The sequence below is a fragment of the Streptomyces sp. NPDC001796 genome (genome assembly GCF_042892355.1).
GTDB lineage: Bacteria > Actinomycetota > Actinomycetes > Streptomycetales > Streptomycetaceae > Streptomyces.
Map to the genome: position 1 here is coordinate 97,019 of NZ_JBIAUC010000019.1, position 25,169 is coordinate 122,187.

Here is a 25,169-nt window from a genome sequence, read left to right on the forward strand (position 1 = left end):
GCCCCTCCCCCGTAGGGTGCACACATGACCGAAGGTGCAGGGGCGGGTGCCGCCGCCGTACGCGTACACGATCTCTGGAAGCGGTTCGGGGAGCACGTCGCCGTCGCCGGGGTCGATCTCGAGTTGCCCGCCGGGCGGTTCATCGGGCTGGTCGGGCCCAACGGGGCCGGGAAGACCACCACGCTGTCCATGGTCACCGGGCTGCTGCGGCCCGACCGCGGCACCGTCGAGGTCGTCGGGCACGACGTCTGGCGCGACCCCGCCCAGGTGAAGGCCCGTATCGGGGTGCTGCCCGAAGGGCTGCGGCTCTTCGAGCGGCTGTCCGGGCGCGAGCTCCTCGCCTACACCGGCCGGTTGCGCGGACTGCCCGGTGCCGAGGTCGACAAGCGGGCCGCCCAGCTCCTCGACGTCCTCGACCTGGCCGGGGCCCAGCACAAACTCGTCGTCGACTACTCCACCGGGATGCGCAAGAAGATCGGCCTCGCCGCCGCGCTGCTGCACAACCCCGAAGTCCTCTTCCTCGACGAGCCGTTCGAGGGTGTCGACCCGGTCTCCGCGCAGACCATCCGCGGCGTCCTCGAGCGGTACACCGCCTCCGGCGCCACCGTCGTGTTCTCCTCCCACGTCATGGAGCTGGTCGAGTCGCTGTGCGACTGGGTGGCCGTCATGGCCGCGGGCCGCATCCGCGCGCACGGCCCGCTGGCCGACGTACGCGGTGACGCGCCCACCCTCCAGCAGGCGTTCCTGGAACTGGTCGGCGCGCACGGCCGCAACGCCGGCGCCGACCTCGACTGGCTCGGCGGCGGCGCCCGATGACCGGCCTGACAACCGTCGTCGTACGGCTGAAGCTGTCCCTGCTGCGGAACGGACTGCTGCGCTCGGCCGGGCGACGCGCCGCGTACATCACGTCCCTCGTCCTGGTCCTGCTGTTCGCCGCCGCCCAGTTGCTCGGCCTCATCCTGCTGCGCGGCAACGCGCACGCCGCCTCCGTCGCCGTGCTCGGCATCGAGGTCGTCGCGCTCGGCTGGGCCGTGATGCCGCTGTTCTTCCCCAGCGGCGACGAGACGCTCGACCCCACCCGCCTGGTGATGCTGCCGCTGCGCCCCGGGCCCCTCGTCCGGGCGCTGCTGGTGGCCTCCCTGGTCGGCATCGGGCCGCTGTTCACGCTCTGCATGGCCGTCGGCTCGGTGATCTCCGTGGCGCACGGGGCGGCGGCGTACGGCACCGCGGTCGTCGCCGTCGTGCTCACGCTGCTGGTCTGCGTCACCCTCGCGCGGGCCGTCGCCGCCGCCAACATCCGGCTGCTGACCAGCCGCAAGGGCCGCGACCTCGCCGTACTGAGCGGGCTGGTCGTCGCCGTCGGCGCGCAGCTCGTCAACTTCGGTGCCCGCGAGCTGGGTTCGGCCGGGCTGTCGCGGCTGGGGCCGGTGGGCGACGTCGTGCGCTGGGTTCCGCCCGCCTCCGCGATCGGCGCGGTGGACTCCGTGAGCAAGGGTTCGTACGGCGTCGGAGCCGCCCAACTCGCGCTGAGCGCGGCCGCGTCGGCGGGCCTGCTGGCCGTGTGGTCGCGCAACCTCACGAAGCTGATGACCGCACCGGACTCCTCCACGCTCCAGGCCGCCGAACCGGGGCCCCGGGAGCGGTCCTCCAGGGGCCTGTCCCGGCTGCTGCCGGCGGGCCGCACCGGCACGGTGGCCGAGCGCAGCCTGCGCTATGTGTGGCGCGACCCCAAGACCAAGGCGGCGTGGGTGACATCGCTGGCCATCGGGCTGATCGTGCCCGTCTTCAACGCCCTCCAGGGCACCGGGTCCGTCTACTTCGCCTGCTTCGCGGCCGGCATGCTCGGCATCCAGATGTACAACCAGTTCGGGCAGGACACCTCCGCCTTCTGGATGGTCGCCACGACGATCTCCTCCACCCGCGACGCCCACGCCGAACTGCGCGGCCGGGCGCTGGCCCTGCTGCTGATCACCCTGCCGTACGCCGCCCTCGTCACCGTCACCACCACCGCCCTGCTGGGCGCCTGGGACAGGCTGCCCGAGGTGCTGGGACTGTCCCTGGCGCTGCTCGGCGCGATGCTGGCCACCGGCGCCTGGTCCTCGGCCCGCTTCCCGTACTCGATACCGCAGGAGGGCTACAAGAACGTGGTCCCCGGGCAGGCGGGGCTCGCCTGGATCTCCATCCTCGGCGGCATGGTCTCCGCCGCGCTGCTCTCCGCGCCCGTGATCGCGGCGACGATCTGGCTCAACGTCACGGCGAACGGAGACGACTGGACCTGGCTCCTGCTGCCTGCGGGCGCCGCCTACGGCGCCCTGATCACCCTCCTCGGCCTCCGCCTCGCGGCCCCCCGCACGGCCCGCCGGCTGCCGGAGATCCTGGCCGCGGTCAGCAAGGGCTAGTCAGCGGACCGAGCGGACGCAACCCCAGCGCGCAAGGATTTCCCCCAATCTTCTGTGAAGGAGATGTGGGCTGGGTCACGGTCGAGTTGAATGTGGGCGAGAGAGCGGACGAGCGTGCCGTACGGGCGGACGCGCAGGCTGCAGGGGGGTTCGGGTGAGTGCTTCCCGGCGGAGGGGGACCACGGAAGAGCCGGTGCCGGACGAGCCGGAGCGGGATGGTTCGGATCTTCTCGCCGCGCTCCTCGACGGGATGGACGCGGCCTTGTGCGCCTTCGACGCGGACGGGGTCGTGACCCACTGGAACCGCGAGGCCGAGCGGATTCTCGGCTGGTCGGCGGCCGAGGCTGTGGGGCGGCGCGGCTTCGCCGGGTGGGCCGTGCGCAGGGCCGACGCGGCCGAGGTCGAGGCGTGGCTGATGGCCGCGATGCAGGCCCCCGGGCGGCAGGTGCACGAGTTCGCCCTGCTGACCAAGGACGGCGGGCGGGTGCTCGTACGGACCCAGTCCGCGGCGGTGCGCGGCCCCGACGGGAAACCCGCCGGGGTGTACTGCGCGTTCAGCGAGGTGCACGCCCAGATCGACCTGGAGCGGTCGATCGCGCTCAGCGAGGCCCTGTTCGAGGACGCGAGCTGGGGTGTCGTGCTGGTCGACGCGGACCTGCGGCCCGCCGTCGTCAACGCCCACGCGGCCCGGGCGCTCGGCATCGGGCGCACGGCCGTGCTGGGACGACCCCTCGGGGACCTGCTCGCACAGGGCGTCGAGGAGCTGGAGAGCGCGCTGACCCACGTGCTCGCCGAGGGGGCGCCGCCGGCGCCCGCCGAGATCTGGGTGAGCGTACGGACCGCGGACGGCGAGAAGCGGCGGTGCTGGCGGAGCGGGTTCCTGCGGCTGGCCTCGCCGCTGGCGGAGGAACCGGTCCCACTCGGGGTCGGATGGCTGTTCCAGGACGTCACCGAGACCAGGCAGAGCGAACAGGAGGCGGCCCTGCTGCGCTTCCGCTCCAACCAGCTGCACCGGGCCGCGCGGGCGGCCGCCGAGTGCGAGGACCCCGGCGAGGCGGCCACGATCCATCTGGACTTCTCCCTCGCCGGATTCGCCGACCACGCCCTCATCGACCGGGTGGCGGGCGGCTGGGTGCCGGACGGGGCGGGGCCGGTACGACTGGTGCGGGCCGCCGAGACGCCGTCCGGTGCCCCCGGCCCGAGCGTGCTCACCGGGAAGGCGGGACTGCCGGTGCGGTACGACGAGGGCCATCCCGCCCTGCAGTGCGTGGAGCGCTCCGGGACCGTACGGGCCGACGCGGGCGCCGCCGACCCGGCGCAGGCGCGCGCATGGGCGCTGGCCCGGCAGTGGCCCGCGGACGCGGTGCACGCCCTGTGCGCGGTGCTGCGCAGCCGGGGGCGGACGCTGGGAGTGGTGACGTTTCTGCGGGGGGCCGGGCGCAGCCGCTTCGAGCGGGTGGACGCCGTGTACGCGGAGGACGTGGCGGTACGGATCGCCGCGGCGCTGGACCTGTCCGACGTGGTGAAGGGACGGGCCGCGCAGTAGGGCCATGGGGCGCGGCTACGCCTGGCGGTAGAAGATCCGGTCGGCGTACTCCGCCAGAACCCGGGCGTTCCACTCATGGCCGCCGTCGACGTTCCCCGACCGCAGCAGGGGCGGTTCGATGCCGCGCTCCGCGAGGACCCCGGCCGCCGTGGCCATGACCGCCTGCAGCAGGGCCGTGGTGACGACGGTGGAGGCGGGGGCGAAGGGCGCCGGGATGGTGTCCAGGGTGAGCTCCGCGTCTCCCACCGTGATCTTCGAGTCCAGGACGAGGTCGCAGTGGTCCTTCAGGTACATGCCGGAGACATGCCGGGACTTCGTCTCCGCCGCGTACGCCACCGAGGTCACGCCGATGACCTTGATGCCGAGCGCGCGGGCGTTCATCGCCATCTCCACGGGCAGCGCGTTGCGGCCGGACAGGGAGATGATCACCAGGAGGTCGCCGGAGCGGAGGGGGCTCGTGTCGAGGACCGCGCTCGCCAGACCGTCGACCCGCTCCAGGGCGGAGCCCAGCGTCGCCGGCATGACGTCCACGCCGACGACTCCCGGCACCGCGAGCAGGTTCATCAGGGCCAGGCCGCCCGCGCGGTAGACCAGGTCCTGCGCGGCCAGCGAGGAGTGCCCGGCGCCGAAGGCGAACAACCGGCCGCCCGCGGCCACGGTGTCCGCGATCAGCGTGCCGGCCGCCGCGATCTCCTCCGCGTCCTCGTCCCGCACGCGCCGCAGCAGCCCGATCGCCGCGTCGAAGAACCGCTCCGCCGGTGTGCTCCCGCCCTGCGGCTCCCCACCGCTCGGCCCTGCGCTCATCGGCGACGCCCCTTCGAAGTCGGCCCGTGTCGCGGATCACGTTGCGGTCTGGACCAGTGGGATGTCAATACGGCCCGCCAGGCGCCGAGGTGCGCGGCCGGGGCCTTGGAACCGGCGCACCGGAAGGCGCGTCCGGTGCCGAGCCGACGCGCCCCGTGGCCGCCTGGTCCCCTCGCCGCGCCCCGGTTGTCAGTGGGATGAGTCAGAATTGAATCCAGGGCCAGCGCACACGCCGGTGAGCAGTCGAGCCTCCGGCAGATCTCTTCGAGGGGCACGTATGTCCGGACTGATCGACACGACGGAGATGTATCTCCGCACCATCCTCGAGCTCGAGGAGGAAGGCGTGGTCCCCATGCGCGCCCGTATCGCCGAGCGGCTCGACCAGAGCGGCCCGACCGTCAGCCAGACGGTGGCGCGAATGGAGCGCGACGGCCTGGTCTCGGTCGCCGCCGACCGGCACCTGGAGCTCACGGACGAGGGCCGCCGCCTGGCCACCCGCGTCATGCGCAAGCACCGGCTCGCCGAGTGCCTCCTGGTCGACGTGATCGGGCTGGAGTGGGAGCAGGTGCACGCCGAGGCGTGTCGCTGGGAGCACGTGATGAGCGAGGCGGTCGAGCGCCGCGTCCTGGAGCTGCTGCGCCACCCCACCGAGTCGCCGTACGGAAACCCGATCCCGGGCCTGGAGGAGCTCGGCGAGAAGGAGATGGCGGACCCCTTCCTGGACGAGGGCATGGTCTCGCTGGCCGACCTGGACCCGGGCACGGACGGCAAGACGGTCGTCGTACGCCGTATCGGCGAGCCCATCCAGACGGACGCGCAGCTGATGTACACGCTGCGGCGGGCGGGCGTGCAGCCCGGCTCGGTGGTCAGCGTGACGGAGTCGGCGGGCGGTGTCCTCGTCGGCAGCGGCGGCGAGGCGGCGGAGCTCCAGGCGGACATCGCGTCCCACGTCTTCGTGGCCAAGCCCTGACAGAGGGCGCCGGGACCCCGTATGACTGGAACCCTGCATGACCTCTTGGTCCCTCTTGGCCCCTCTCCGTCCCGCTACGCTCCTCCTCGTCCCGCCCGGCCCTCACAACTTCTGTGATTCCTGGGGCTGTTGTGATGATTCCGCGATCGTACTGCAATCAAGATTCAGTGAGCGGAATCGCAGCGCCGGGACCGTTCGCATGCGAGGCTGTCGCGTGAGGCATATGACCTGAGGGCTCTTGGCCGGACATGACAGCGATGTCAACGGCCGGGAAGGGGAGGGAGGATGTGCCCCGGACGCGACCCCGGACCTGGGGAGGGCCCCGGCACCCATCGGCGCCGGGGCCTGTCCTCCCCTGTTTCGACCCGGAGCCCCGAGCTCTCAGGGTCGCCCCCTCGGACCGGTTTTCCCCGAGCGGTCCGCCTCCCGCAGAAGATCTCCCCGCGCAGACGGCGGCCAATCCTCCAGGGAGGTCACTCGAAGGTGGGGTGTTGCCGCGGAAACGGCGCTTTCGAATAGTCATTCGATAGCGTGGGTGGTGACGATCTCGCCGGGCCGGGCGCTGTACCAATGACGCGTCCGCCGCACAGCGAGCACAGGCACCACCGCCCGGCGGCGACACCGGCGCCGGCAGTGACCGCCGACACCAGCAGAAGCAGCACGACAGCGAAAGTACGACCAGTACGACAAGCGCGCGGACCGACCGCCCGACGCCGAAGCGAGCGGTCCCGGCCGAGCAGGGGGGTGCCAGGACGATGCGTCGCATCGACGTGACCGGAGCGGGCGGCGTACGCCTCGCCGCATGGGAGTTCGCCGACCCGCCCAAGACCGGCGACGGCGAGCAGACGCCGGGCCTGCTGTTACTGCACGGGCTCATGGGCCGCGCCTCGCACTGGGCGCCCACCGCCCGCCTGCTCGCCGAACGGCACCGCGCCGTCGCCCTCGACCAGCGCGGCCACGGCCAGAGCGACAAGCCCGCCGACGGCTACACCCGTGAGGCCTACATCGACGACGCCGAAGCCGCCCTCGAACAACTCGGCCTCGCCCCGGCCGTCCTCATCGGCCACGCGATGGGCGCCCTGACCGCCTGGCAGCTCGCCGCCAAACGCCCCGACCTGGTACGCGCCCTGGTCATCTGCGACATGCGGGCCTCCGCACTCGGCGCCGCCTCCCAGCGCGAATGGGAGAACTGGTTCAAGTCCTGGCCCCTCCCCTTCGCCACACTCGCCGACGTGCGCAAGTGGTTCGGCGAGGACGACCCCTGGGTCGAGCGCCCGAACCCCGCCCGCGGCGAGTTCTACGTCGAGGTGATGACCGAGTCCCCGGACGGCTGGCGCCCCGTCTTCGAACCCGAGCACATGCTGAGATCCCGCGAGACCTGGGTGTACGACGCGCACTGGGAGGAACTGGCCCAGGTGCGCTGCCCCACCCTGGTCGTCCGCGGCCTGGACGGCGAACTGGGCCGCGCGGAGGCCCAGGAGATGGTCCGCGTACTCCCCCACGGCCAGTACGCGGAGGTCCCCGACGCCGGCCACTTCCTCCACCACGCCCAGCCGGAGGCATGGCGAGCCGCGATCGGGCCGTTCCTGGCCGACGTGCTGTCTCCGTGAGCCGCGCCGGCCCCCGCCGCCCGGCCGGGGTCCGCGTCGCCGTCATCTCGAGAAAAAACGGGTTGATTGCTCTCCGGCCGCTTCCTAGAGTGGATCCCACTTCGGAGAGGAGGTGGTTCGGCAGATGTATGACTACCGGACGGAAGAGGTGACTGCGGGCTAGCGGCCCGCCGTCGTACTCAGTTCGGCGCCGGACCAGCGCGTGTGAGATGCGCGCAGCCGGCCAATCCAACGCAGTCACCCGGCCCGCGGGCTCGCCGGTACGTCCGGCCGGCTCCTTCGTCTTCTGGCGGAGGACCTGAGCTCGCGGGTCGTCTGCGTTTTCGGGCACCGAGACTCAGGGGCTGAGGCGTTCCACCCGCCAGCTGCCGTCCGGTTCCGCGACGTAGCGGAGGCGGTCGTGGAGGCGGTTTTCGCGGCCCTGCCAGAACTCGACCGTCGAGGGTGCGATGCGGAAGCCGCCCCAGTGCGGGGGGACCGGTACCTGGGTGCCCTGAGGGTAGCGGGTGGTGAGTTCCTCGTAGGTGGCGTCGAGTTCGGCGCGGGAGTAGATGATCGAGGACTGGGTGCTGGCCCAGGCGCCGAGCTGGGAGCCGTGGGGGCGGGTGCGGAAGTAGGCGGCGGTTTCGTCGCGGCCGGTGCGGCGGGCGGTGCCGGTGACGATCACCTGGCGGGCCATGGGATGCCAGGGGAAGAGCAGGGAGACGTAGGGGTTGGCGGCGAGGTCCTGGGCCTTGCGGGAGTCGTAGTTGGTGTAGAAGACGAAGCCCTGTTCGTCGTACTGCTTCATCAGGACGGTGCGGGAGCTGGGGCGCCCTTCGGCGTCGGCGGTGGAGACGATCATCGCGTTCGGTTCGTAGATCATTCCGGCGATGGCCGCCTGGGCTGCCTGCTTGAACCAGCGGGCGAACTGGTCCATGGGGTGGGGGGCGAGCGTGGATTCGTCGAGGCCTTCGGCGCGGTAGTGGGCTCGCATCTCTGCGGGGTTGGCGGACAGGCCCTCGGCGGGGCCTTCGGCCGCGCGTTCGACGATGGGTTCGATAACCGGGTCCGTGGTGGATTTGGCGGCGGGGTGCACGGGGGGCTGGGCTGCGGGTTCGTCCGGGTGGCGGTCGGTCACGTCGTCATCTTGCCGTACGCGCCCGGGGGCCTTCGGCGGCTTGTGGACAGTGGGCACGGTGCGGGTGGGGTTCATCACTGTGTGGCACTGAGTGCCGCTTGGTCTCCCCAAAGGTGGCACTCGGGGATATCGTGCAGATGCCGTTCGGGTTGGGTGACCGCCGACCGATCGGGGCATCAACCCGGGTGACCGTTTCGGACCGCGAGTTTTCGAGAACGACCGCTACAGACCGTGGAGCCGGGGCGGCGCCCCCCTTTCCGCCGTACACATCACGAGGAGCCGCCTGATGTCCGATTTCGTACCCGGGCTCGAGGGAGTCGTCGCGTTCGAGACGGAGATCGCCGAGCCGGACAAGGAGGGCGGTGCCCTGCGGTACCGGGGCGTCGACATCGAGGACCTGGTCGGCCATGTCTCGTTCGGGAACGTGTGGGGGCTGCTCGTGGACGGCGCCTTCAACCCCGGACTGCCGCCCGCCGAGCCGTTCCCGATCCCGGTGCACTCCGGCGACATCCGTGTGGACGTGCAGTCCGCGCTGGCCATGCTCGCCCCGGTGTGGGGCCTGAAACCGCTGCTGGACATCGACGTGGAGCAGGCCCGCGACGACCTGGCCCGGGCCGCCGTCATGGCGCTGTCGTACGTCGCCCAGTCGGCGCGCGGTCAGGGGCTGCCGATGGTGCCGCAGCGGGAGATCGACAAGGCGCGGTCCGTCGTGGAGCGGTTCATGATCCGCTGGCGGGGCGAGCCGGACCCGAAGCACGTCGCGGCCGTCGACGCCTACTGGACGTCGGCAGCCGAGCACGGCATGAACGCGTCCACGTTCACCGCGCGGGTGATCGCCTCCACGGGCGCGGACGTGGCCGCGGCGCTGTCGGGTGCCGTGGGCGCCATGTCGGGGCCGCTGCACGGCGGTGCGCCCTCCCGGGTGCTCGGCATGATCGAGGAGATCGAGCGCACCGGTGACGCGGAGGCCTATGTCAAGGGGGCGCTGGACCGGGGTGAGCGGCTGATGGGCTTCGGTCACCGGGTGTACCGGGCCGAGGACCCGCGGGCGCGCGTGCTGCGCCGTACCGCCCGGGAGCTGGGTGCGCCGCGTTTCGAGATCGCGGAGGCGTTGGAGAAGGCGGCTCTGGAGGAGCTGCACAACCGCCGTCCCGACCGTGTGCTCGCCACGAACGTGGAGTTCTGGGCGGCGATCGTGCTGGACTTCGCCGAGGTACCGGCGCACATGTTCACGTCGATGTTCACGTGTGCCCGTACGGCCGGCTGGTCGGCGCACATCCTGGAGCAGAAGCGCACGGGCCGCCTGGTGCGTCCGTCGGCCCGCTATGTGGGTCCGGGGTCGCGCAGCCCGCAGGAGATCGAGGGGTACGCGGACATCGCGCACTGACGGCGGGCCGCCCCGGGCCCTCCACCGGCGGCGGGGCGGCCTGCGCCGACGGCGGGGCGGCCTGGGCTGTCGGCGGGGCCGCCTGTGCTGTCCTCAGCCCAGTGCCTGCTCCAGCAGTGCCGCCCACTGCGTCACCACTCGTTCGCGGCGGGCGGCGTCGTCGGTGAGGAGGTTCGCGAGGCCCAGGCCGCGGGCCATGTCCAGCAGGCCCTGGACCGTTTCGCGGACGCCCGGCCTCGTCTCGTCGGCGCCGAGCAGCTCGACGGCGATGCGGTGGGTCTCGCGGCCCACGCGGGCCTCCAGCTCGGTCACGCGGGGGCGCAGCTGCTCCTCGTTGGAGGCGGCGACCCACAGGTGCAGGGCCGCCCGGAACAGCGGCCCGGTGTAGAGGTCGACGAGGGCCGCGACCACCGCGCGCCGGTCGGCGGCCCCGTGCGGGAACAGGGCCCTCAGCGCGGTGGAGCGCTCCTCGGCGACATATTCGACGGCCGCCGTGAACAGGTCCTCCCGGGTCGGGAAGTGGTGCTGGGCAGCGCCCCTCGAGACGCCGGCGCGTTCGGCGACGACCAGGACAGTGGAGCCGGCCCAGCCGTGGTCGGCGAGGCAGGCCACGGCGGCCTGGAGGAGCCGTTGCCGGGTGGCCCGGCTGCGGTCCTGTTTGGGGACGCGCTCGCGTTCGACTGTGTTCACACCACCCATGAGGGGTCCCGTCGTTCCAGGAAGGCCGTCATTCCCTCGCGGGCCTGCGGGGAGGAGAACAGCCGGGCCGAGAGCGCGGTCAGGTCGGCCGCCTCCCGGTCGAAGGTCTGCAGCACAGTAGCGGTGAGGAGTCGCTTGGTCTCCGCCAGGGCCTGGGGTGCGGCCCGCCGCAGTCCGTCGAGGATGGGTTCGAGCACTTGGTCGACGTCGTCGCCGGTGGCGGTGAGCAGGCCGGTGCGTACCGCTTCGGGGGCGCCGAAGCGTTCGCCGGTGAGGTAGTGGCGGGCGAGGGCGCGGGGGTCGGTGCGGGGCAGCAGGGGCAGGGAGATCACGGCGGGGGCGACCCCGATGCGCACCTCGGTGAAGGCGAAGGTCGCCGCGGTGGAGGCGGCGGCGATGTCGCAGGCGCCGAGCAGACCGAGGCCGCCCGCCCGTACGTGCCCGGTGACCCGGGCGACGACCGGCCTGGGGAGCTCGATGATCTGCCGCAGCAGCCCGACGAGGGCGTCCGGTGGCGGGGGGTCGCGCAGGTCGGCGCCCGCGCAGAAGGTGGTGCCGGTGTGGGTGAGGACGACGGCGCGGACGTCGCGGTTCTTGCCGCAGGCGGTGAGCGCGTCGGCCAGGCCGCCGACGAGTGCGGCCGACAGGGCGTTGCGGTTGGCGGGCGAGTCCAGGGTGAGCGTGGTGATGCCGCGGTCGTGGGCGGTGCCGACGAGGTCGGTCATATGCGCTCCCTGAGCTGCCGGCGGAGGATCTTCCCCGAGGCGGCGCGGGGCACGCCGTCGATGAAGGTGACGTTCCGGACGCGCTTGTAGGGGGCTACGCGTTCGGCGACGTACATCATGACCTCGCCCTCGGAGAGCTCGTCGGCGCCCGGCCTGCGGACGACGAAGGCGTGGGGGACCTCGTTGTGGTCGTCGTTGTAGACGCCGATGACGGCGGCGTCGGCGATCCCGGGGTGGGTGAGGAGGAGGGCTTCGAGTTCGGCGGGGGCCACCTGGAAGCCCTTGTACTTGATGAGTTCCTTCACGCGGTCGACGACGAACAGCCAGCCGTCCGCGTCGACGTATCCGACGTCCCCGGTGTGCAGCCAGCCGTCGCGGTCGATCATCGCGTCGGTGGCCTCGGGCCGCCCCAGGTAGCCCTTCATCACCTGGGGGCCGCGGATGGCGATCTCGCCGGCCTGGCCGACGCCGAGGTCCTTGTCGGGGTCGTCGAGGGACAGGATGCGCATCTCGGTTCCGGCGACCAGTTTGCCGACGGTGCCGGGGGGCGCGTCGCGGGCGTCGAGGGGGACGACGTGGGTGCACGGGGACAGTTCCGTCATGCCGTATCCCTGGCCGATGGGCGGCAGGCCGAGGCGCTGGGCGCAGGCCACGGCGAGCTCGGCGTCCAGGGGTGCCGCGGCGCTGATGACGTACTTCAGGGACGACAGGTCGTACTGGGCGACGACCGGGTGCTTGGCGAGGGCGAGCACGATCGGTGGGGCCACGTACAGGCCGGTGATGCGGTGGTTCTGGATGGCCGCGAGGAAGGCGTCCAGGTCGAAGCGGGGCAGCACGACGACGGTGGCGCCCTGCCGCAGGGGCGCGTTCATGAGGGCCGTCATCCCGTAGATGTGGAAGAACGGCAGCACGGCGAGGATGCGCTCGCCGGGTCCCGTGCCGATGAGGGGCCGGATCTGGGCGAGGTTGGTGGCGATCTGGCGGTGGGTGAGCATGACGCCCTTGGGGATGCCGGTCGTCCCGGAGGAGTACGGGAGCGCGGCGATGTCCTGCACCGGGTCGATGACGACCTGGGGCTCCGGCGCGGTGGAGGCCAGCATGTCGATCAGCGACCGGTGGCCGGGCGCGCTGTCGCAGAGGAGGATCTCCTGGACGCCGCCGGAGAGTTCGGCGGCGCGGCGGGCGGTCTGAAGGAGCGGTGAGACGGTGATGATCCAGCGGGCCGCGGAGTCCCGCAGCTGCTTGGCGAACTCCTCGGCCGTGGCCTGCGGGTGCACGGTGGTGACGGAGGCACCGGCGCGCGTGGCCGCGTAGAAGGCGAGGGGGAAGGCGATCGTGTTCGGGCTGTGCAGCGCGAGCACGTCGCCCTTGCGGACACCCGCCTCGGCGAGCGCGGCCGCGATCCGCCGGTGGAAACGGTCCAGTTGTTCGTAGGTGAGGGTGGTGCCGTCCGTGCCGTCGATCAGGGCGGGCAGCTCGCCGAACTCGGCGGCCCGGCCCAGCACGGCGTCGTGGATGGGGAGTTCGACGGGCGGGACGTCTGCGTACTCGCTGCGGAACACTGTTCCTCCTCGCGCCGGCGCGCCGGTTGTCAGTACGACTTGGGCAGGCCCAGGGTCTGGTGGGAGACGTAGTTGAGAATCATCTCCCGGCTCACCGGTGCGATACGAGACACGCGCGCGACCGTGATGAGGGAGGCGAGCCCGAACTCCCGGGTGAGGCCGTTGCCGCCGAGGGTGTGTACGGCCTGGTCGACGGCCTTCACACAGGCTTCCCCGGCCGCGTACTTGGCCATGTTGGCGGCCTCACCGGCGGCCATGTCGTCCCCGGAGTCGTAGAGGTGGGCGGCTTTCTGCATCATCAGGCGGGCCAGCTCGAGGTCGATGTGTGCCTGCGCCAGGGGGTGCGCGATCGCCTGGTGGGCGCCGATGGGCTGCTGCCAGACGGTACGGTCGCGCGCGTACTGCACCGCACGGGAGACGGCGTAGCGGCCGAGGCCGATCGCGAAGGCCGCCGTCATGATGCGTTCGGGGTTGAGACCGGCGAAGAGCTGGAGGAGCCCGGCGTCCTCGTCGCCGACGAGGGCTTCGGCGGGGAGCCGTACGTCGTCCAGGGTCAGCTCGAACTGCTTCTCCCGGCCGGTGAGTTCCATGTCGATCTGCCGCCGCTCGAAGCCGGGCGTGTCGCGGGGGACGATGAACAGGCAGGGCTTGAGCTTGCCGGTGCGCGCGTCCTCGGTGCGGCCGACGATGAGGGTCGCGTCCGCGATGTCGACGCCGGAGATGAACACCTTGCGGCCGCTGAGGATCCAGTCGTCGCCGTCGCGGCGGGCGGTGGTGGTGATGCGGTGGGAGTTGGAGCCGGCGTCGGGTTCGGTGATGCCGAAGGCCATGATGCGGGTGCCTTCGGCGATTGCGGGGAGCCAGGTCTGTTTCTGTTCCTCGGTGCCGAAGCGGGATATCACCGTGCCGCAGATGGCCGGTGAGACGACCAGCATGAGCAGGGGGCAACCGGCTGCGCCCAGCTCCTCGAGGACGATGGAGAGTTCTGCGATTCCGCCGCCTCCGCCTCCGTACTCCTCGGGGAGGTTGACGCCGAGGTAGCCGAGCTTGGCGGCTTCCGACCAGAGTTCCACGGGGTCGTGGCTGCGGCCGTGCCGGTCGCCCAGGGCCGCGACGGCCGAGCGGAGGGCCTTTTGTTCGTCGGATTCGATAAGGGGGCTCATTGGCGTCTCCCGGTGCGGGTCCGTTGTGGTTGCTCGCGCTCACGCGGCGGTAGCCGCATGTCGATACAGCCCCGCGCCCCTATGGGGGCGCGTCCCTACTCGGCGGTTTGCACCACTGCCAGCAATGCGCCGACCTCCACCTGCTGGCCGGGACTGGCGTGGAGTGCCGTGACCGTCCCCGTGGCCGGGGCCGTGATCTTGTGTTCCATCTTCATCGCCTCGAGCCACAGCAGGGGCTGCCCGGCCTGTACCGCCGCCCCGGCCGTCAGGCCCTCCGCGACCCGTACGACCGTGCCGGGCATCGGGGCCAGCAGGGAACCCGGGGCGTGGGCGGCCGTGGGTTCGCGGAAGCGGGGCAGGGCCGTCAGGGCCGTCGAGCCGGCGTACACGTCGTCGCCGTGCCGGGCCACCTGGAACTTCCGTCGCACGCCGTCCACTTCGAGGATCACCAGGTGCGCGTCCGTGTGCACCACGCGCACCCCGTCGGCCTCCAGGCCCCCGCGCGTGTGCCGGTAGTGGACCTCGTGCTCCTCGCCCGCCATGAGGTACCGCTTGGTCTGCGGCTGCGACGGCAGGTTCCGCCAGCCGCCGAACCGTGAACGGCCGTGGGCGTCCGCGAGGGCGGCGGCCAGGGGGGCGTACGGGTCGGGGGCGGACTCGGCGAGGACGGCGAGGTGGCGGTCGTAGAAGCCGGTGTCCATCCGGGCCGCCGTGAACTCCTCGTGGCGCAGGGAGCGGACCAGAAGGTCGCGGTTCGTCACCGGGCCGTGGATCTCGGCACGCTCCAGGGCCCCCGCCAGCTTCCGGATCGCCTCCGCCCGGGTGGGGGCGTGGGCGACGGCCTTGGCGAGCATGGGGTCGTAGTGGACGCCGATGGTGTCGCCGTCCGTGTATCCCGTGTCCAGGCGTACGCCCGGTACGGCGAGTCGGTGCAGGGTGCCGGTCTGCGGGGCCCAGTCCCGGGAGGGGTCCTCGGCGTAGAGGCGGGCCTCGATCGCGTGCCCACGCGCGCGTGGCGGCTCGTCGTCCAGTGCCGCGCCCTCCGCCACCCGGATCTGCAGGGCCACCAGGTCGATCCCGAACACCGCCTCGGTGACCGGGTGTTCCACCTGGAGGCGGGTGTTCATCTCCAGGAAGTGCGCCCTGTCCCCCGCGACCAGGAACTCGACCGTGCCCGCGCCCACGTAGTCGACGGCACGGGCGGCCCGTACGGCCATCGAGCGCAGGGATTCCTCGAGTTCGGGGGCCAGCCCTGGTGCGGGGGCCTCCTCGATCACCTTCTGGTGGCGGCGCTGGAGGGAGCAGTCCCGGGTGCCGAGCACCCACACCGTGCCATGGGTGTCGGCGAGGATCTGCACCTCGACGTGGCGTCCGCCCTCGACGTACGGCTCGATGAACACCTCGTCGTCACCGAAGGCGCCGCGTGCCTCCGCACGGGCGGCCGTCAGTTCGGCGTCCAGGTCGGCCAGTCGCCGTACGATCCGCATGCCGCGTCCGCCGCCGCCCGCCGCCGCCTTCACCAGGACCGGGAGGTCGGCCTCCGTCACGGAGGTGAGCGGTTCCAGGCCCATCAGCTTCTTCGCGCGTGTCTTGGACGCCATCGCCTCGATCGCCTCCGGGGGCGGCCCGATCCACACCAGGCCGGCGTCGCGCACGGCGCGCGCGAAGTCGGCGTTCTCGGACAGGAAGCCGTAGCCCGGGTGCACGGCGTCCGCGCCGGACGCGAGGGCGGCCTTGACGATCAGGTCGCCGCGCAGATAGGTGTCGGCGGGTGCCGCGCCGGGGAGGCGTACGGCCGCGTCGGACACGCGCGCGTGGAGCGCGTCCTCGTCGGCGTCCGAGTGCACGGCGACGGTGCGAATGCCCAGGTCACGGCAGGTGCGGGCGATACGGCAGGCGATCTCGCCGCGGTTGGCCACCAGAACGGAAGTGATCACGGGCGCCGAAAGCGTCGGGGACACCGGGGGCATAGGGGACATAGGGGGCATCAGGGCCTCACATCCGGAAGACGCCGAACCCGCCGCGCGCGCCCTGGTAGGGCGCGGTGTGGATCGCGGACAGGCACAGGCCGAGGACGGTGCGGGTGTCGCGCGGGTCGATGACGCCGTCGTCGTACAGCCGCCCGGACAGGAACATCGGCAGGGACTCGGACTCGATCTGCTGTTCCACCATGGCGCGCAGGGCGGCGTCGGCGTCCTCGTCGTACGGCTGCCCCTTGGCCGCCGCCGACTGCCGGGCGACGATCGACAGGACGCCCGCGAGCTGCTGGGGACCCATGACCGCCGACTTGGCGCTCGGCCAGGCGAACAGGAAGCGCGGGTCGTAGGCCCGTCCGCACATGCCGTAGTGCCCGGCCCCGTACGAGGCGCCCATCAGGACCGACAGGTGCGGCACCTTCGAGTTGCTGACGGCGTTGATCATCATCGCGCCGTGCTTGATGATGCCGCCCTGCTCGTACTCCTTGCCGACCATGTAGCCGGTGGTGTTGTGCAGGAAGAGGAGCGGGATGTCACGCTGGTTGGCGAGCTGGATGAACTGGGCCGCCTTCTGGGACTCCGCGCTGAACAGCACCCCTTGGGCGTTCGCGAGGATGCCGACCGGGTAGCCGTGCAGGGCGGCCCACCCGGTGCACAGGCTGGTCCCGTACAGCGGTTTGAACTCGTCGAAGTCGGAGCCGTCGACGATGCGGGCGATGACCTCCCGCGGGTCGAAGGGCACCTTCAGGTCACCGGGCACGATCCCGAGGAGTTCCTCCGCGTCGTACTTGGGTGGCTCCGCCGGTCCCGGATCGGCGTACGCCTTGCGGTGGTTGAGGCGGGCGACCACGCGCCGGGCCTGCCGGATCGCGTCCTGCTCGTCGACCGCGTAGTAGTCGGCGAGGCCCGACACGCGCGCGTGCATCTCGGCGCCGCCCAGGGACTCGTCGTCGCTCTCCTCGCCGGTGGCCATCTTCACCAGCGGTGGCCCGCCGAGGAACACCTTGGCGCGCTCCTTGACCATGATCACGTGGTCGGACATGCCGGGGATGTACGCGCCTCCGGCCGTGGAGTTGCCGAAGACGACCGCGAGGGTCGGGATGCCGGCGGCGGACAGGCGGGTCAGGTCCCGGAAGATGGCGCCTCCGGGGATGAAGATCTCCTTCTGGGACGGCAGGTCGGCGCCCCCGGACTCCACGAGGCTGATGCACGGCAGCCGGTTGGCGAGCGCGATGTCGTTGGCGCGCAGGGCCTTCTTCAGGCTCCAGGGGTTGCTGGCGCCGCCCCGCACGGTGGGGTCGTTGGCGGTGATCAGGCATTCGACGCCCGCCACCACCCCGATGCCGGTGACGAGGGAGGCGCCGACCGTGTAGTCGCTGCCCCAGGCGGCCAGAGGGGACAGCTCCAGGAAGGGTGTGTCGGGGTCGAGGAGGAGTTCGATGCGCTCGCGGGCGAGCAGCTTGCCGCGTGCGCGGTGGCGGGCGACGTACTTCTCGCCGCCGCCCGCGAGGGCCTTGGCGTGCTCGGCGTCCAAATCGGCGAGCTTGGCGAGCATGGCGTCGCGGTGGGCGAGGTGGTCGGGGCTGCGGGGGTCCAGCGCCGACGACAGGACGGTCAAAGCAGGCCCTCCGGTATCTCCAGGTGGCGGGCGCGCAGCCATTCGCCGAGGCCCTTGGCCTGCGGGTCGAACCGGTGCCGCGCGGCGACGCCCTCGCCGAGGACGCCCTCGACGACGAAGTTCAGGGCGCGCAGGTCGGGCAGGACGTGGCGTTGGACGGGCAGGCCGGCCGTCTCCGGGAGCAGTGCGCGGAAGCGGTCGACGGTGAGGGTGTGGGCGAGCCAGCGCCAGGCCTCGTCGGTGCGGACCCAGACGCCGACGTTGGCGCTGCCGCCCTTGTCGCCGCTGCGGGCGCCGGCGACGAGACCGAGGGGTGCGCGACGGGTGGGTCCCGGGGGCAGCGGCCCGGGCAGAGGCGCTTCCGGTACGTCGTCGAGTACGCGGGTGGTCTGGGCCGGCGGCACGGGGATGCGGCGGCCGTCGTGGAGGACCGCCACATGGTCTACGGCACCACGGTCGACGGTGGCCGCCTCGAAGACCCCATACGGTTCACCCCTCCCCGGTGGGGCGACCACATGGAAGCCGGGGTAGCTGGCGAGCGCCAGTTCGACGGCGGCGCCGGTGAGCGCCCGGCCCACCGCCTCCTGGCCCGGGTCGCGCACGACGAGCCGCAGCAGGGCGCTCGCGGTCTCCTCGGTGGGGGCGTCGGGGTGATCGGTGCGAGCGAGTTCCCAGCGGACCTCGCTCGGCCGGGACTTCGCGGCGTCCAGGGCCGCCTCCATCTGGGCTCGGACCAGCGCGGCCTTGGCCTCGATGTCGAGCCCGGTCAGCACGAAGGTGACCTCGTTGCGGAAGCCGCCGAGCCTGCTGAGGCCGACCTTCAGGGCGGGCGGCGGTGCCTCCCCGCGCACGCCCTCGATCCGCACCCGGTCGGGTCCCTCCTGGGTGAGCCTGACGGTGTCCAGCCGGGCGGTGACGTCGGGTCCCGCGTACCGGGCACCCGCCGTCTCGTACAGCAGTTGCGCGGTGACCGTGCCGACGTCCACCACACCGCCGGTGCCGTCGTGCTTGGTGATGACGCTGCTGCCGTCCTCGTGCAGTTCGGCGAGCGGGAAGCCGGGCCGGTGCAGCCGCTCGGGCGGATGCTCGGTGAAGAAGGCGTAGTTGCCGCCGGTGGCCTGTGCCCCGCACTCCAGGACGTGCCCGGCGACCACCGCTCCCGCCAGCCGGTCGTACTCCTCGGGCCCCCACCCGAAGTGGGCGGCGGCCGGCCCGGTGACCAGCGCCGCGTCCGTCACGCGCCCGGTCACCACGACATCGGCGCCCTCGCGCAGACACACGGCGATCCCGTGCCCACCGAGGTAGGCGTGGGCGGTGAGGGCGCCGGGGTTGGACGCGGTGAGGTCGTCGCCCTCGACGTGCGCCACCCGGACGGGGATCCCGAGGCGTCCCGCCAACTCCCGTACCTCGTCGGCGAGTCCGGCCGGATTGAGCCCACCCGCGTTGGCCACGATCCGCACGCCCCGCTCGTGGGCGAGGCCGAGGCACTCCTCCAACTGGCCGAGGAACGTGCGCGCGTAGCCTCCGCCGGGGTTCTTCAAGCGGTCGCGGCCGAGGATGAGCATGGTCAGCTCGGCGAGGTAGTCGCCGGTGACGACGTCGAGGGGGCCGCCGGTGAGCATCTCGCGCAGGGCGTCGAAGCGGTCGCCGTAGAAGCCGGAGGCGTTGCCTATGCGCAGGGGACGCAGGGTCGTCACCGGGCGGCTCCCTTCGGCGGGCGTCCGCTGCCCGGTGGGCCCGCGAAGGCCTGTGCGATGTCCAGCCAGTGGTCGGCGTCCGGGCCCTCGGCGCGCAGGGCGAGGTCGCCACGGTGGGCGCGTTGGGTGACCAGGAGGCAGAAGTCGAGGGCGGGTCCGGTGACGCGCTGCGGGGCGTCTTCGGGGCCGTACGTCCACACGTCGCCCGACAGGGCGAGGAGTTCGACGCGGAACGGGTCGGCGGGCGCGGGCAGTCCGTGGACCGCGTAGGAGAAGTCGCGGGTGCGGAATCCGAGCCGGGCGATGTGCCGGAGCCGGGCCGTGGGCGCGGGTGCCACACCGAGCGCATCCCCCACGTCCAGGCCGTGGGCCCAGGTCTCCATCAGACGGGCGGTGGCCATCGAGGCGGTCGACATGGGCGGCCCGTACCAGGGGAAACGGGCGCCGGGCGGTGCCTGGCGCAGGGCCCGGTCGAGCGCGGCGCGGCCCTCGCGCCATCGGGCGAGCAGTTCGGCGGACGGGCGCCCGGCTTCCTCGCGTGCGGCCTCGTCGACCCAGGTGCCGGGCGACGCGAGGGCCTTCTCGACCTCTGCCGCGAAGGCCTCCGCGTCCGTGACGGCCAGCAGGGCGGCGCGGTCGGTCCAGGCGAGGTGCGCGATCTGGTGGGCGATGGTCCAGCCCTCGGCGGGGGTGTCAAGAGCCCAGGCGTCCTCGCCCAACTCGGCCACCAGTCGGTCGAGTTCCTCGCTCTCCCGGCCCAGGTCGTCGATCACTGACGATGCGTCGGACACGATGCGCTCCCCTCGGGGCACGACGGTGTGCGTGGGGAGCATGGCAGCGACCGGAGAAACAAGCAAGCGTGCTTGCATGGATCGCTCACGCTCAGGGGGCTCACAGACAGGGACGCCGGGGACAAGCAACACTCAGGTTCCGCGACCGACTGCCAGCAATTCCCAAGGTATTCACAGCCCCCGTTTGCACATCCTTGCCGTTTTGTGGTCCCGGGCCGTGTAGGTTTTTTCGTGTCGGGCGGCGAAGGAATCCCCGGGACAAGCGATCCGGAATTCCCGCCCCGCCGGCCGAGAATTCTCGCACCACTGCACGGCAATATCGAGAAACCCTCAAGGAGACGGAAATGAGCTTCAAGAAGCTTGCCCCGCTGCCCCCGAAGCCCAAGGCCAAGCAGCTCCCGCCCCCGCCGAAGCCGAAGCCGAAGAAGAAGCACCAGCCGAAGCCGCTGCCCAAGCCGCTGCCCGGCCACGACCGCTGAATCCGGTAATCCGGCAACCATGAAGAGGGCCGACGGGTGCACCGTCGGCCCTCTTCGCTGCTTTTCCCGGCCGATCGCGACGGCATTTCACAGCCTGCGCCGAGATCACTCAAAGGGCCGGCCAATCCCCGTGACAGAGCCTCTGAGCATGACCGGGACTGATCAGCACCAGGACGAGTACGAGGACGAGTACGCGGACCGCGAGGACGACGACACCCCCACGATCCCCGCCCGCACCGCCTTCCGGCGCTTCTGGCCCATGACCAGGGGGCTGCGGGGCCGACTGGCGATCGTCTGGGGGTGCACGGTGCTCGCCGCGCTCGCCGAGACCGCCGCCATCCTGCTCTTCAGCGAACTCACCGACCACGCACTGCAGAAGGGCTCGCTGGGCGCGTTCTGGGCGCCGGCCGCCGAGTGGCTCGGCATCGCCGTGCTCTGCGCGGCCATCGGGTACGCGGGCAACTCCCTGGCCACCTGGATCACCGAGCGTTTCGTGATGCGGCTGCGCGAGCACGTCTTCGACCACGTCCAGCAGTTGCCGCCGCACTTCTTCCAACGCCACCGGCACGGCGACCTGCTGTCCCGGCTGACCGGCGACGTCGAGGCGATCGAGACGATGGTGGTGTCCGGGCTGGTCGGAGCCGCCTCGGCCGCTTTCAGTGCCGTCTTCTACGCGGCCGCCGCGTTCTGGCTGCGCTGGGACCTCGCGGCGGCCACCTTCGTGCTGGCGCCGCTGTTCTGGCTGGCCGCCCGGCGCTTCTCCGCAAGCATCAAGACCGTCTCCCGCGAGGGCCGGGTCGCGGACGGCGCGATCACCTCCGTGGTGGAGGAGTCGCTGGGCAACATCGTGCTCACCCAGGCCTACGACCGCCGGGCCGCCGAGCGGCGACGGCTCGGGCAGGAGGCGAACGCGTGGTTCCGGGCGTCGGTGCGCTCCGCCCGGCTGGGCGAGCTGTACGAACAGCTCGTGCAGGTCATCGAGACGGTGTGCGTGCTCGCGGTGATCGGGCTCGGGGCCTGGGAGATCTCCGCGGGGCGGATGACACTCGGCCAGCTGCTCGCGTTCGCGGCCTTCCTCGGCTACCTCTACCCGCCCGTGCGGGGCCTCGCGCAGCTCGGGCTGACCGTGACGGCGGCCACGGCCGGTGCCGAGCGGCTGATCGAGATCCTGGACGTACGGCCGGCGGTGAGTGATCCGGCGCCTTCGGACCGGGCGCCGGTGGGGCGGCCCGACGGGTCGGTGGAGGTGCGGGACGTGTACTTCCGCTATCCGGGGGCGGACCGGATGGCGTTGGAGGGACTCTCGTTCTCCGTGCGCCCCGGCGAACTGGTGATCATCACCGGACCGAGCGGCGCCGGCAAGTCCACGGTCTCGAAGATGCTGCTGCGCTTCTACGACCCCGACTCCGGCGCGGTGTTCCTCGACGGTACGCCGATCGGCGACTTCCCGCTGGCACGACTGCGCGAGTACGTCACGCTGCTGCCGCAGGAGACTCTCGTCCTGCACGACACGGTCCGCGCGAACATCGCCTGCGGGCGTCCCGGCGCCAGTGAGCAGGCGCTCTTCGAGGCGGCGCAGGCGGCGGACGCGCACGAATTCATCATGCGGCTGCCCGAGGGGTACGACACCAGGGTCGACCCCAACTCGGCGCGGCTGTCCGGCGGCCAGCTGCAGCGCCTCGCGATCGCGCGTGCCATCCTGCGTGACGCGCCCGTCCTCGTGCTGGACGAACCGACGACCGGCCTGGACGCGATGGCGGCGCGCCGGGTCGTCAAACCGCTGCGGCGCCTGATGGCCGGCCGTACGACGATCATGATCACCCACGATCTGAACCTGGCGCCCGACGCCGACCGCATCCTCGTCGTCGACCAGGGCCGCATAGTCGAGACGGGCCGCCACGAGGAGCTGCTGGCGAGGGGCGGGGCGTACTCCCGGCTGCACCGCTCGCAGAACAACGTGAACATGGACACGGCGGAGCTGCGGCTGCCGCTGTTCCCGGAGCCGGCGCCGGTGCCCGCAGCGGTTCCGGTTCCGGCGGAGTACGTGGCCGGGGCCCCGGCGGGACAGCAGGCCGGCCGGCCGACGCCCGACCCGTACGGGTTCCCCGGCCAGGCTCCCGGAGCCGTACCGCACCAACTCCCGGACGGCCGCCCGCTCTTCCGTGACGAGCGGCCCCGGCACGGGGGCTGACTCCGCTCCGCGGCCGGGGTACAGGCGCATAACGGCTTCACACACATGACGAAGTCCATTACCCTGGACTTCCAGGTACACCAAGCTGCACGACCTCCGCCCAGCACCTGGAAGGCCCCGTGAACACGCCCAGCACCGCAGCCTCCGCAGCCTCCGCCGCCTCTTCGGCCCCGACGCCCGCCTCGACCGCTCCCGTGGCGCCCGGCGGCCCTCGGCTGCGGGGTTCCCTCGGACCCGTCGGCCTGGTGCTCGCCGGAGGCGTCTCGGTCCAGTTCGGTGGCGCGCTCGCGGTGAGCCTCATGCCGCGGGCCGGTGCGCTCGGGGTCGTCACCCTGCGCCTGGTGGTGGCCGCGATCGTGCTGCTCCTGGTCTGCCGGCCCCGGCTGCGCGGGCACTCGCGCGCCGACTGGGGCACGGTCGTCGTCTTCGGCATCACGATGGCCGCGATGAACGGCCTCTTCTACCAGGCCGTCGCCCGCATCCCGCTCGGCCCCGCCGTCACCCTGGAGGTCCTCGGCCCCCTCGCCCTCTCCGTCCTCGCCTCACGCCGCGCGGTGAACGTGGTCTGGGCGGCCCTCGCCCTGGCCGGCGTGTTCCTGCTGGGCGGCGGAGGCTTCGGCGACCTGGACCCGGCGGGCGTCGCCTTCGCACTGTCGGCGGGCGCTATGTGGGCGGCGTACATAGTCTTCAGCGCCCGTACCGGACGGCGCTTCCCGCAGGCCGACGGCCTGGCGCTCGCGATGGCGGTCGCGGCGGTGCTGTTCGTGCCGCTGGGCATCGCCGAGTCCGGCACGAGGCTGCTGGTACCGGTGACGATCGGACTCGGCGCGGCCGTGGCGATGCTCTCCTCGGTCCTGCCCTACACCCTGGAACTCCTCGCCCTGCGCCGCCTGCCCGCCTCCACCTTCGCGATCCTGATGAGCCTGGAACCGGCCCTCGCGGCGACGGCGGGCTTCCTGATCCTCGGCCAGTCCCTGACCGCGACGCAGACGGTCGCGATCGCGCTGGTCATCGCGGCGAGCATGGGGGCGGTGCGGACGCAGGTGGGGCGGGGCAAGGTGAAGGTGGCGCAGCCGGAGGCGTAGGTGCCGGGGCGGTTCCCACTCCCGCCGTCGGAACGCTTGCAGCGCCTCGGCCGTGGTCGCGGCCGACGTGGTTTCCTCGGGATTCGGATTCCTCGGTTCCGCGCGGCAGAACAGAAAGTCGCGAGTCCGCCGCGAACAGGGACGGGTTTTCGGCGGACAGGTTCCCTCAGCGGTTTGTGATCATGACCACGCGGTATGCCCATGTCCGAAGTGATCTTCGCTGCTAAAGTGCACTTTCGACCGATCAGCGTCTGACCAACTGCTGATCGGATGCAAATGCGGGGGAAGAGAAGCATTTGGGGGAGCCGTTAAGTTTGGACGCCTACCGGCGTCCCCGCACGCCCTCTTCCCCCTTGGTACTGCAAGGGGAAGTCTACGTGAAACCCATACGTATGCGCGTTGCCGCCGTGAGCGTGCTGGCCGCCATCGGCCTTGCCGCCGCAGCTCCGATGGCCACTGCCGAGGAGTTGCCGAAGGCCGCAGCCGCGTCCGCCCAGGAGGTCGGGGCAGCGGAGTCGCTGAAGGCCCTGCTGGACAGCAAGGACCCCGAGGTCCAGGCCTTCATGGCGAACTTCAGCAGTGAGGAACTGGCCGCCTTCAAGCAGCCGGCCGAGACCAAGCCGGGCGATGGCATGGTCGGTTTGAAGGCCCCCAACTGGGGCCAGATCATGCGCGCCCTCAAGAAGATCGGCGGCTTCGCCAGGGCTGTGGCGGGCAAGTACGACGACTTCAAGCGGTGGGTCGACGACCGGCCGTGGTACATCAAGTACGCCATCAAGGCGATCTCGCCCGGTCTGTCGCTCTACGACATCTGGTGGCACTTCAACCACTGAGTCGCCTGCCCGTCCGGCCGCCTGTACGGGCGGCCCGGACGGGCTTCACCGCGTTGCCACGACGCCTGTGGACCTCGGCGCCGTGTCGGCGCTTTTGGCCCGAAGGGAATTGACACTCGAAGGGACTGACGATGGAAAACGACCAGGGCCAGGACGTCGAACCCAAAGTCACCGAGGGAACCTGGGGCATGCCCCTGATCGTTTTGATTCCGGTCGCCCTGATGCGGGTCTTCACAGATCTTTCGACACCGTGGCTAGTCGTGGCGTGGATGCTGTGGGGCCTTGCAGCTCTGCTGACGATCGTCGGGTGGGTCCAAGTGGTCCGCTACGGCCCGCGGCAGGCGCGAGGATGGTCTGCCTGCGTCCCGCTGCACTGCGCGCTTCTCTGGCTCGGGGCACAACTCGTTCTCGCCGATTAGCCTCGAAGTTTCGTGACGGTCCGCCGACGGAGTCGGTGGACCGTTTTCGCGCCGTGGGCTGAGGTTGGGCAGGCTGAGGGCCCGAGTGTCGTCTC

Annotated in this window: 21 protein-coding genes; 11 read left to right on the forward strand and 10 right to left on the reverse strand. The window is 71.8% G+C overall.

The features are described from left to right. Window positions 1–24: 24 nt before the first annotated feature. The 3 genes from ACFYZE_RS29335 (at window position 25) to ACFYZE_RS29345 (ending at window position 3,945) form a co-directional block, all read left to right on the forward strand. A complete protein-coding gene (locus ACFYZE_RS29335; protein WP_389000392.1) occupies window positions 25–816 on the forward strand; it encodes an ABC transporter ATP-binding protein in 792 nt (263 codons plus the stop codon). Further along, the gene (locus ACFYZE_RS29340) at window positions 813–2,399 is read left to right on the forward strand and encodes a transporter (RefSeq protein ID WP_389000395.1); all 1,587 of its coding nucleotides are present in this window, start codon (window positions 813–815) and stop codon (window positions 2,397–2,399) included. The genes ACFYZE_RS29335 and ACFYZE_RS29340 overlap by 4 nt, the downstream gene beginning before the upstream one ends. 154 nt (window positions 2,400–2,553) lie before the next feature. Then, complete coding sequence (locus ACFYZE_RS29345; RefSeq protein WP_389000398.1) at window positions 2,554–3,945, forward strand: PAS domain-containing protein; 1,392 nt, start codon at window positions 2,554–2,556, stop codon at window positions 3,943–3,945. Window positions 3,946–3,960: 15 nt separating this feature from the next. Here ACFYZE_RS29345 and ACFYZE_RS29350 read toward each other — a convergent pair whose 3' ends face one another. After that, complete coding sequence (locus ACFYZE_RS29350) at window positions 3,961–4,749, reverse strand: SIS domain-containing protein (protein ID WP_389000401.1); 789 nt, start codon at window positions 4,747–4,749, stop codon at window positions 3,961–3,963. Window positions 4,750–5,026: 277 nt separating this feature from the next. Here ACFYZE_RS29350 and ACFYZE_RS29355 point away from each other — a divergent pair, with 277 nt between their 5' ends. After that, a complete protein-coding gene (locus ACFYZE_RS29355) occupies window positions 5,027–5,719 on the forward strand; it encodes a metal-dependent transcriptional regulator (protein ID WP_103837795.1) in 693 nt (230 codons plus the stop codon). Window positions 5,720–6,474: 755 nt separating this feature from the next. Further along, window positions 6,475–7,329, forward strand: coding sequence for an alpha/beta fold hydrolase (locus tag ACFYZE_RS29360; RefSeq protein WP_389000404.1), 855 nt, complete (start codon window positions 6,475–6,477; stop codon window positions 7,327–7,329). A 337-nt stretch (window positions 7,330–7,666) separates the two neighbouring features. On the opposite strand, the gene pdxH is transcribed toward ACFYZE_RS29360, so the two are convergent. Continuing rightward, window positions 7,667–8,305 carry a pyridoxamine 5'-phosphate oxidase gene (pdxH, locus tag ACFYZE_RS29365; protein WP_389000451.1) on the reverse strand — a complete coding sequence of 213 codons (639 nt, stop codon included), beginning with the start codon at window positions 8,303–8,305 and terminating at the stop codon, window positions 7,667–7,669. Window positions 8,306–8,735: 430 nt separating this feature from the next. Between pdxH and ACFYZE_RS29370 the strand changes: the two genes are divergently transcribed. Then, the gene (locus tag ACFYZE_RS29370) at window positions 8,736–9,836 is read left to right on the forward strand and encodes a citrate synthase 2 (RefSeq protein WP_389000407.1); all 1,101 of its coding nucleotides are present in this window, start codon (window positions 8,736–8,738) and stop codon (window positions 9,834–9,836) included. 93 nt (window positions 9,837–9,929) lie between these two features. On the opposite strand, the gene ACFYZE_RS29375 is transcribed toward ACFYZE_RS29370, so the two are convergent. The 8 genes from ACFYZE_RS29375 to ACFYZE_RS29410 form a co-directional block, all read right to left on the reverse strand. Further along, window positions 9,930–10,535: a TetR/AcrR family transcriptional regulator gene (locus ACFYZE_RS29375; RefSeq protein ID WP_389000410.1), complete on the reverse strand. Its 606-nt coding sequence runs from the start codon at window positions 10,533–10,535 to the stop codon at window positions 9,930–9,932. Continuing rightward, the gene (locus ACFYZE_RS29380; RefSeq protein WP_389000413.1) at window positions 10,523–11,260 is read right to left on the reverse strand and encodes an enoyl-CoA hydratase family protein; all 738 of its coding nucleotides are present in this window, start codon (window positions 11,258–11,260) and stop codon (window positions 10,523–10,525) included. The genes ACFYZE_RS29375 and ACFYZE_RS29380 overlap by 13 nt, the downstream gene beginning before the upstream one ends. Next, window positions 11,257–12,822: a 4-coumarate--CoA ligase family protein gene (locus ACFYZE_RS29385; protein ID WP_389000416.1), complete on the reverse strand. Its 1,566-nt coding sequence runs from the start codon at window positions 12,820–12,822 to the stop codon at window positions 11,257–11,259. The genes ACFYZE_RS29380 and ACFYZE_RS29385 overlap by 4 nt, the downstream gene beginning before the upstream one ends. Window positions 12,823–12,851: 29 nt before the next feature. Next, the gene (locus ACFYZE_RS29390; RefSeq protein ID WP_389000418.1) at window positions 12,852–13,985 is read right to left on the reverse strand and encodes an acyl-CoA dehydrogenase family protein; all 1,134 of its coding nucleotides are present in this window, start codon (window positions 13,983–13,985) and stop codon (window positions 12,852–12,854) included. A 95-nt stretch (window positions 13,986–14,080) separates the two neighbouring features. After that, the gene (locus tag ACFYZE_RS29395; RefSeq protein ID WP_389000421.1) at window positions 14,081–15,922 is read right to left on the reverse strand and encodes a biotin carboxylase N-terminal domain-containing protein; all 1,842 of its coding nucleotides are present in this window, start codon (window positions 15,920–15,922) and stop codon (window positions 14,081–14,083) included. A gap of 58 nt (window positions 15,923–15,980) precedes the next feature. After that, a complete protein-coding gene (locus ACFYZE_RS29400) occupies window positions 15,981–17,579 on the reverse strand; it encodes an acyl-CoA carboxylase subunit beta (protein ID WP_389000424.1) in 1,599 nt (532 codons plus the stop codon). After that, window positions 17,576–19,267 (reverse strand): acyclic terpene utilization AtuA family protein, encoded by a 1,692-nt coding sequence (locus ACFYZE_RS29405; protein WP_389000454.1) that lies wholly within the window; start codon window positions 19,265–19,267, stop codon window positions 17,576–17,578. The genes ACFYZE_RS29400 and ACFYZE_RS29405 overlap by 4 nt, the downstream gene beginning before the upstream one ends. Window positions 19,268–19,272: 5 nt before the next feature. Continuing rightward, window positions 19,273–20,067, reverse strand: a complete 795-nt coding sequence (locus ACFYZE_RS29410) for a TIGR03084 family metal-binding protein (protein WP_389000427.1) — start codon at window positions 20,065–20,067, stop codon at window positions 19,273–19,275. 344 nt (window positions 20,068–20,411) lie between these two features. On the opposite strand from ACFYZE_RS29410, the gene ACFYZE_RS29415 reads away from it, so the two are divergent. From ACFYZE_RS29415 to ACFYZE_RS29435, 5 genes are all read left to right on the forward strand, one after another. Next, entirely contained in the window at window positions 20,412–20,546 is a 135-nt protein-coding gene (locus ACFYZE_RS29415) for a hypothetical protein (RefSeq protein ID WP_389000430.1), read from the forward strand. Window positions 20,547–20,694: 148 nt separating this feature from the next. After that, a complete protein-coding gene (locus ACFYZE_RS29420; protein WP_389000433.1) occupies window positions 20,695–22,737 on the forward strand; it encodes an ABC transporter ATP-binding protein in 2,043 nt (680 codons plus the stop codon). Window positions 22,738–22,856: 119 nt separating this feature from the next. Beyond that, a complete protein-coding gene (locus ACFYZE_RS29425) occupies window positions 22,857–23,822 on the forward strand; it encodes a DMT family transporter (protein WP_389000436.1) in 966 nt (321 codons plus the stop codon). 377 nt (window positions 23,823–24,199) lie between these two features. Further along, on the forward strand, window positions 24,200–24,655 hold the full coding sequence (locus ACFYZE_RS29430) for a hypothetical protein (protein ID WP_389000439.1): 456 nt from the start codon (window positions 24,200–24,202) through the stop codon (window positions 24,653–24,655). A 131-nt stretch (window positions 24,656–24,786) separates the two neighbouring features. Beyond that, window positions 24,787–25,074 (forward strand): hypothetical protein, encoded by a 288-nt coding sequence (locus ACFYZE_RS29435; RefSeq protein ID WP_389000442.1) that lies wholly within the window; start codon window positions 24,787–24,789, stop codon window positions 25,072–25,074. The last annotated feature ends 95 nt before the right edge of the window (window positions 25,075–25,169 follow it).

Excerpts from the sequence above, each read along its gene's own strand:
- pdxH (WP_389000451.1), bottom strand. The coding sequence starts at position 8,305 with ATGCGAGCCCACTACCGCGCCGAAGGCCTCGACGAATCCACGCTCGCC.
- ACFYZE_RS29435 (WP_389000442.1), top strand. The coding sequence starts at position 24,787 with ATGGAAAACGACCAGGGCCAGGACGTCGAACCCAAAGTCACCGAGGGA.
- ACFYZE_RS29420 (WP_389000433.1), top strand. The coding sequence starts at position 20,695 with ATGACCGGGACTGATCAGCACCAGGACGAGTACGAGGACGAGTACGCG.
- ACFYZE_RS29335 (WP_389000392.1), top strand. The coding sequence starts at position 25 with ATGACCGAAGGTGCAGGGGCGGGTGCCGCCGCCGTACGCGTACACGAT.
- ACFYZE_RS29390 (WP_389000418.1), bottom strand. The coding sequence starts at position 13,985 with ATGAGCCCCCTTATCGAATCCGACGAACAAAAGGCCCTCCGCTCGGCC.
- ACFYZE_RS29355 (WP_103837795.1), top strand. The coding sequence starts at position 5,027 with ATGTCCGGACTGATCGACACGACGGAGATGTATCTCCGCACCATCCTC.
- ACFYZE_RS29350 (WP_389000401.1), bottom strand. The coding sequence starts at position 4,749 with ATGAGCGCAGGGCCGAGCGGTGGGGAGCCGCAGGGCGGGAGCACACCG.
- ACFYZE_RS29415 (WP_389000430.1), top strand. The coding sequence starts at position 20,412 with ATGAGCTTCAAGAAGCTTGCCCCGCTGCCCCCGAAGCCCAAGGCCAAG.
- ACFYZE_RS29370 (WP_389000407.1), top strand. The coding sequence starts at position 8,736 with ATGTCCGATTTCGTACCCGGGCTCGAGGGAGTCGTCGCGTTCGAGACG.
- ACFYZE_RS29340 (WP_389000395.1), top strand. The coding sequence starts at position 813 with ATGACCGGCCTGACAACCGTCGTCGTACGGCTGAAGCTGTCCCTGCTG.
- ACFYZE_RS29380 (WP_389000413.1), bottom strand. The coding sequence starts at position 11,260 with ATGACCGACCTCGTCGGCACCGCCCACGACCGCGGCATCACCACGCTC.
- ACFYZE_RS29360 (WP_389000404.1), top strand. The coding sequence starts at position 6,475 with ATGCGTCGCATCGACGTGACCGGAGCGGGCGGCGTACGCCTCGCCGCA.
- ACFYZE_RS29375 (WP_389000410.1), bottom strand. The coding sequence starts at position 10,535 with ATGGGTGGTGTGAACACAGTCGAACGCGAGCGCGTCCCCAAACAGGAC.